This window comes from uncultured Rhodospira sp. (assembly GCF_937138205.1).
GTDB lineage: Bacteria > Pseudomonadota > Alphaproteobacteria > Rhodospirillales > Rhodospirillaceae > Rhodospira.
Map to the genome: position 1 here is coordinate 20,873 of NZ_CAKZOT010000086.1, position 6,269 is coordinate 27,141.

General features: G+C 67.0%; 5 protein-coding genes. All 5 read left to right on the forward strand.

Annotation, left to right across the window (positions count from 1 at the left end; translation table 11 throughout):
• Positions 1 to 183 precede the first annotated feature (183 nt).
• The gene (locus Q0309_RS12220; protein ID WP_299441224.1) at positions 184 to 654 is read left to right on the forward strand and encodes a response regulator; all 471 of its coding nucleotides are present in this window, start codon (positions 184 to 186) and stop codon (positions 652 to 654) included.
• Between the two features lie 304 nt (positions 655 to 958).
• Entirely contained in the window at positions 959 to 4,219 is a 3,261-nt protein-coding gene (locus Q0309_RS12225) for an ATP-binding protein (protein ID WP_299441227.1), read from the forward strand.
• Positions 4,220 to 4,243: 24 nt separating this feature from the next.
• Positions 4,244 to 4,621, forward strand: coding sequence for a response regulator (locus Q0309_RS12230; protein ID WP_299441230.1), 378 nt, complete (start codon positions 4,244 to 4,246; stop codon positions 4,619 to 4,621).
• An 8-nt stretch (positions 4,622 to 4,629) separates the two neighbouring features.
• Positions 4,630 to 5,826, forward strand: coding sequence for an EAL domain-containing response regulator (locus Q0309_RS12235; RefSeq protein ID WP_299441233.1), 1,197 nt, complete (start codon positions 4,630 to 4,632; stop codon positions 5,824 to 5,826).
• A 5-nt stretch (positions 5,827 to 5,831) separates the two neighbouring features.
• A complete protein-coding gene (locus Q0309_RS12240) occupies positions 5,832 to 6,182 on the forward strand; it encodes a hypothetical protein (protein WP_299441236.1) in 351 nt (116 codons plus the stop codon).
• Positions 6,183 to 6,269: the final 87 nt, after the last annotated feature.

The window sequence follows — 6,269 nt, forward strand, 5'->3', positions numbered from 1 at the left end:
TACACGGTGTGGAGAAAAAAGCGTGAAATGGCAGCACCCAACCTGACGTGTCTTTTTCGTCGGCTTTCGAAACAGCCCCCTGAGTCGGTTCAGGAGATTCACCGTTTGACTCCCCGGGGGCGACGCACAAATATGAAAGAAGCGCATGGTAGGTTGTGCGCGTACAGTCAAAGGAGCAATGCGGTGGCTCGAATCCTGATCGTCGAGGACGACGCCGACCTGCGGGTTGTCGTCGGACGCGCCCTGACCCGGGCCGGACACTCCGTGGTCGAGGCCGAGGACGGGGCCAAGGCCCTGGACGACCTGGGGGCTGAGGACTACGACCTCGTTTTCACCGATCTCGAAATGCCCGGCCGCACGGGGCTTGAAGTCATCCGGGCCAGCAAGGAAAGCCGCCCCGAGATGCCCGTCATCGCCACCTCGGGCAAGGGCCGACCCGTGGCGGTGGCGCTGGATCTGGCCCGCCGCTGCGGGGCGGACGCGGTGATCGCCAAGCCGTTCAAGCTGTCGATGATGGTCGCGCTGACGGACCGCGTTCTGGCCGGCGAGCGGCCGGACGAAGCCGAGGCCATCGAGGACGTCGACGACGGTGACGTCATGGTGATCATGCCTCCCAACCTGTTGGGAGCAAAACTCGACGCGAGCGACCCGTAAGGCGGGTGCGCTGGCCCAGGGGCGGGGGCGTGTGGAGACCGAACCCAATCCACCCGCCGCCTTTCAATGGACCGGTGAGCGTTCTAAGAGCCCGTCCGGAAAGTCTCGGAAACCGCAATATGTTGTGTGGAGGCCCCCAAAACGCAACGCCGTCGGTATTGCCAATCAGGGCTTTCCGGACAGACACGAAGAGAGGGAGACGACAGGTGTTGTGTCGCCGCGTTCGACCGACGGGGGTCGGAGCGACCGTGGCGCATGACGGATCTCGGGCGGCCCATGGGCCGCCAGCGAAGGGTTCCGCGTCATGAGACTGTTGTCCCGGCAATTCTACTGGTTCCGCCGGCTTGGTCTGGGAAGCAAGGCGGTTCTGGTGTTCGCGGCGTACTCGCTGCTGATGGTGACGGTGATCGTCGGCGTCGCCTACCGCGACGGCCGCCTTCACACCGACGAATTGACCCGCGAGCGTCTGGGCGGACTGACCCTGGCCGGCGAGGAGTACATCCGCGACTTCTTTGTCAGACTCGAACGCGATGTCGAGTTTCTGGCGAAAAGCGCACCCGTGACGGCCATGCAGGCCGCGCTGGCCGCGGGAGCCGAGGCGCCGTCGGACGCCGCCCGCGCCCATGCCGAACGCCTGTTCCTGGCGTACACGGCATCGCGACCGGCCATCTACCAAGCCCGCGTCATCAATGCGCGCACCGGCGAGGAACTGGTGCGCATTCAGCGGGATGCCTTCACCGGCACCTTCCAGCCGGCGCGCTTGCAGAACAAGCGGCACCGGGACTATTTCGCCGAGATCCTGAGCCAGCCGCCCGGAAAGCCTTACATCTCGGCCATCAACCTCAACCGCGAGGACGGGGCGGTCGAGGTCCCGTTCCGGCCCACCGTCCGTGTTGGCCGCGCTGTTGGCAGCGGCCGTGGCGATCACACCCTCATCGTTCTCGTCAACGTGGGCTTCCGGCATCTCGTGTTCCGGCTCGCCCAACTGTACGGGGACAGCGCGTCCCTGATGCTGTTCAACGCCGACGGACAGGTGCTCAGCCATCCCGACCCCAGCCTGGAGTTTGATTTCGACAAGCCGTCACCGGAGTCGGCGCCCCAAATCGGCACGACGCTTCAAGGCCTGTTCGGGCTGGACGCCGTCTCGCCGTCGCGGTTCGGCGACAGCGAGGGGCCGAAGACACCCCACATCCGCGCCTTCACGCATGACGGAAAGACCGTGGTGCTCCGCCATGTCCGCCTGCATCGCACCAGCGACCGCGCGTTGACCCTGGGCGCCGTCTACGACCCCTCGGCCCACACGGATGCCTGGTTGGGCGCCGTGGAACACTCCTGGGTGCTGGCCGTCGGATTCCTGGTGTTCGGGTCCGTCCTGTTCGTGGCGGCGGCCACCTTCCTGCTGCGGCCGCTGCACCGGCTGGTGGACCAGATCAACGCCTATGAACCGGGCCGCAGCCAAACGCGACCCGGGTCCGGGATGCTCGACCGGCAGGACGAGTTCGGCTACCTGGCGCGCGGCCTGCGGGCCATGTCCCACCGCGTCGAGACACAGATGCACGCGGCCCGCGATGCCCGCAACGAAATGCGCCGGGTCTTCGATGTCGCCGCCGACGCGATCCTGCTGATCTCCGATCTCGGGGTGATCGAGGACGCCAACTGGGCCGCCGAACGCCTGTTCGGCTGGCGGCGGCACGAATTCATCGGCCGGCGCGCCGACATCCTGCTGCCACCGGAACACGCCGAGATCCTCGAACCGGAGCGGATCGCCACCCTCCCGGCCCCTGAGCACACCGGCATTCTCGAAGACGGACGCCTGACGTCCGCCGTCAGTCGCGACGGGACGATCGTGCCCGTCACCGTCACGCTGGCCGCCCTGGGCACCAGCCAATGGCGCCGCTACGTGGTCACCTTCCGGGACATGCGCGCCGCGATCGCTCTCGAGTCGGCGCGCGAGGCCAGCGCCGCCAAGTCGCGCTTCCTCGCCAACATGAGCCACGAGCTGCGCACGCCTCTCAATGCGGTCACCCTGCACGCCGAGATGATCGCCGACCAGGCCGAGGAGATCGCCAATGGCGACATGCTGGAGGACGCCCGGAACATCAAGAACGCGGCCAATCACCTGCTGGACCTGATCAACGGGATCCTCGATCTGGCGCGCATCGAATCCGGACGCTTTGAATTGCTGTCGGAACCGGTGGACCTCGACACCCTGGTCGACGAAATCCGCACCATGGGCGTGACCCTGGCCCGCAAACAGCACAATGCGTTCGTGATCGAAACCCGGGGACTGCCGGCGAGTGTCACGCTCGACCGCGTGCGCCTGCGGCAATGCGTCCTGAACCTCATCTCGAACGCCGCCAAGTTCACGGAAAACGGACGCATCACGGTCGAGGTCGACCACACCCCGGACGAGGTGCTGATTGCCGTGAGCGACACTGGCATCGGCATGACCGAGGAGGAAACCAACCGCGTTTTCGAGATGTTCGAGCAGGCCAACTCGTATGTGCACAGCGGCCACGGCGGCTCCGGCGTCGGCCTCGCCCTGACCCGCAACATCATGGACATGATGGGCGGCAGCGTTCACCTGCAAAGCCGCCCGGGCGAGGGCGCGCGTTTCGAACTGCGCGTGCCCCTGGTGGACGGCCAAACCGCCGAGCGCGACGAGCCCCCCAAAACAGCCCCGGTGGTCATCCCCGGCCCACCCGCCGAGCCGGCCATGGTGCTGGTGGTGGACAACGACGCCGCCCGTCGGACCGCCCTGATGCAGAGCCTGACGAGCAGCGGGCTTCGCGTCGTGGGCGCGGCCAGCAGCACCGACGCCACCGACCGGGCCGAGGCGCATCGCCCTCACGCCATTGTGGCGGTGGACTCCCCGGGGGAACGGAACAGCGCAGACATCGCCGACGCGCTCCGCAACCGGCCGACCATGCCCGACACGCCCGTCTTGACCGTCGATCCGCAACAGACGACGGCCGCGCGGGCCGTGATCACCAACAGCCATTGCGCGCGCCAACAGCCATTCGACTCACGCGCGGGCCTTGCTCAGGCCATCAAGTCCTGTATCGCCTGCGGCATGACCAGTTCCATCGTCGTCATCGAGGACGACGCCGGCATGGCGCGGGCCATCACACGGGCCATAGAACGCACAAACCTCAAGGTCATCCAGTTCGACAACGGACTGGATGCGCTGGACCACCTGCGGCGAAGCGTGCCGGCCCTGGTGATTCTGGACCTCGCCCTGCCCGGCGCCGGCGGATTCGAGATCATCCAGACCATCCGCGAGGATCCGTGTCTGTCGGCCGTGCCCATAACGGTCGTGACGGGCATTGATCTCACCTCGGCCGAGGAAGCCTGGCTGGAAACACAGTGCACCGCCGTCCTGCACAAAGGCCAGTTCGATCTCGACGCCCTGACGGACGACATCCTGCGCGACCTGTTGACCATCGAACCCGCGTGCACCCTGAGCGACCCGGGCGCGGCGCAGGCGCCGCCGGCGATCCGCGCCGCTCCGGAAGACGCCGACACAAACCGAGACTCCGAGGCCGTGCTTCAGCCCGGCCAGTGACACCTGCTTTTCGGGAGACCAGCCATGACCACTGTCCTTCTCGTCGAGGACAACGTGGACAACGCCCGGGCGCTGACGCGCCTGCTGACGCGGCGCGGCTTTTCGATGCTGTGGGCCGCGACGGGCCAGGACGCGCTGGCGACCGTGCGCGAGGCCAAACCCGATATCATCCTGATGGACATCGGCCTGCCCGACATCGACGGCCTGGAGGTCACCCGGCGGATCAAGGCCGATCCGGACGTGGCCATGATCCCGGTGATCGCCCTGACGGCCCATGCCATGTCGCACGACAAGACGGCGGCCCTGGCCGCCGGCTGCATCGATTTCGCCCCCAAGCCCGTCAATCTTCCGGACCTGCTCAAGAGTATGCGGGCCTTCGTGGTCGCCGCCGAGAACGGGTGAGGGAACCGATGATCCACAACGAGGGGCATGACAACCGATTCCGCGTCCTCGTCATCGACGACGACCCGAGCTTCCGCACGTTCTTTCTGAGGGCGTGCACGGGAACCGGCTGGGTCGCTCTCGCCGTCGCCACGCCGGAGCACGGCTTGGGCGCCCTGGCCTCGTTCGCCCCGCACATCGTCTTTCTGGACCTGACGTTTCCCGACATGGACGGCCTGGGGGTTCTGTCGGAACTGGCCACGCGGGCCGGCGATACCGCGGTCGTGCTCATCAGCGGCTGCGATCCGGAGGTCCTGCGCTCGGCCAATCGGATCGGCGAACGGCTGGGTGTACGGATGCGCCCCCCGCTTCAGAAGCCCGTGTCGATCGACGATATCCGCGACCTGCTGACCGCGTTCCAGGCGGAGGGAAACTTCATCACCCCGGGCACCATCGCCCAGGCCATCAACGAGAACATCCTGCGCCTGGCCTATCAGCCCAAGGTCAGCCTTCGCTCGGGCGAGTACATGGGCGTGGAGGCGCTGGTCCGCTGGCCCGTGTCGACGGGCACCATCAGCCCGGCCCAGTTCGTGCCCGTCGTTGAACGCGACGAGGGGCTGTCCCTGCGCCTGTTGACCTTCGTGCTGGAGCGGGCCGCGCGCGAGGCGGCGGCCTGGAAGGTCAACGGCGCCTGTTGCGCCGTGAACATGTCGGCCCTGTGCCTCGCCGAGGCCAGCTTGCCGGACCTCCTGACGCGCACCCTGAAGGGCACCGGCATGACGCCCAGGGACTTCGTGCTCGAACTGACGGAAACGGCCGCGCTGCAGGACCCGGACAGGGTCGAGCGGGTGTTGACCGCCCTGCGCATCCGGGGCTTCGCCGTCTCGTTGGACGATTTCGGCACCGGGCATTCGTCGCTGTTGCACCTGCAACGCCTGCCCTTCAACGAAATCAAGATCGACCGCACGTTCGTCGCGACACTCCTGGACAACCCAAGATCAGAGCGAATCGTCCGGCTGGTCATCAACCTGGGGCAGACGCTGGGCGCGACGACGGTGGCCGAGGGCATCGAACGGCCCGAGGAGGCGAGCGTCCTGGCGGAGATGGCCTGCGAGATTGGACAGGGATTCTACTACGCCCGACCGATGGACCCGACGACCCTTGTGAACTGGAGAGACGAATGGATGCAGACCCAGGTAGAGGTTCCCCGGAAGACCATGCCCTGAGCCATGTGGTCGCGCGCTTGCGCGCGGCGAGCCAGGCCCTCGGCCACCGTGTCGACACCGGCGCCGACGGTCTCGGCAACGATATGGCGGTGATTCACCGGCGCCTGGTGGACGTCGACCGGCTTGTGGCCGCGTTGGTCGCTTCGAGCGACCCGATGGACCCCGCGACACGCATGGCGCGCCATGACCTTATGAATGCTCTGGGGGCGATTGACAATTATGCCGAGCTGATCGCCGTGGATCATGCACAGGCCGCGACCGAGGCCGAGGCCGTGCGCGCGGCCGTACGCGACATCGTCACCCGCGTCCGCGCCACCGCCGAGGCCGAGGCCGAGGCCGATCTGAACACGCCGTGAGGCCGCGCCATACCAAGCGACGGAAATCGTGGCACGTTTTCCGGACCGTCGGCACACGACCTTGGGAGATCCCTCGCGTCCTAACGG

Excerpts from the sequence above, each read along its gene's own strand:
- Q0309_RS12230 (WP_299441230.1), top strand. The coding sequence starts at position 4,244 with ATGACCACTGTCCTTCTCGTCGAGGACAACGTGGACAACGCCCGGGCG.
- Q0309_RS12225 (WP_299441227.1), top strand. The coding sequence starts at position 959 with ATGAGACTGTTGTCCCGGCAATTCTACTGGTTCCGCCGGCTTGGTCTG.
- Q0309_RS12235 (WP_299441233.1), top strand. The coding sequence starts at position 4,630 with ATGATCCACAACGAGGGGCATGACAACCGATTCCGCGTCCTCGTCATC.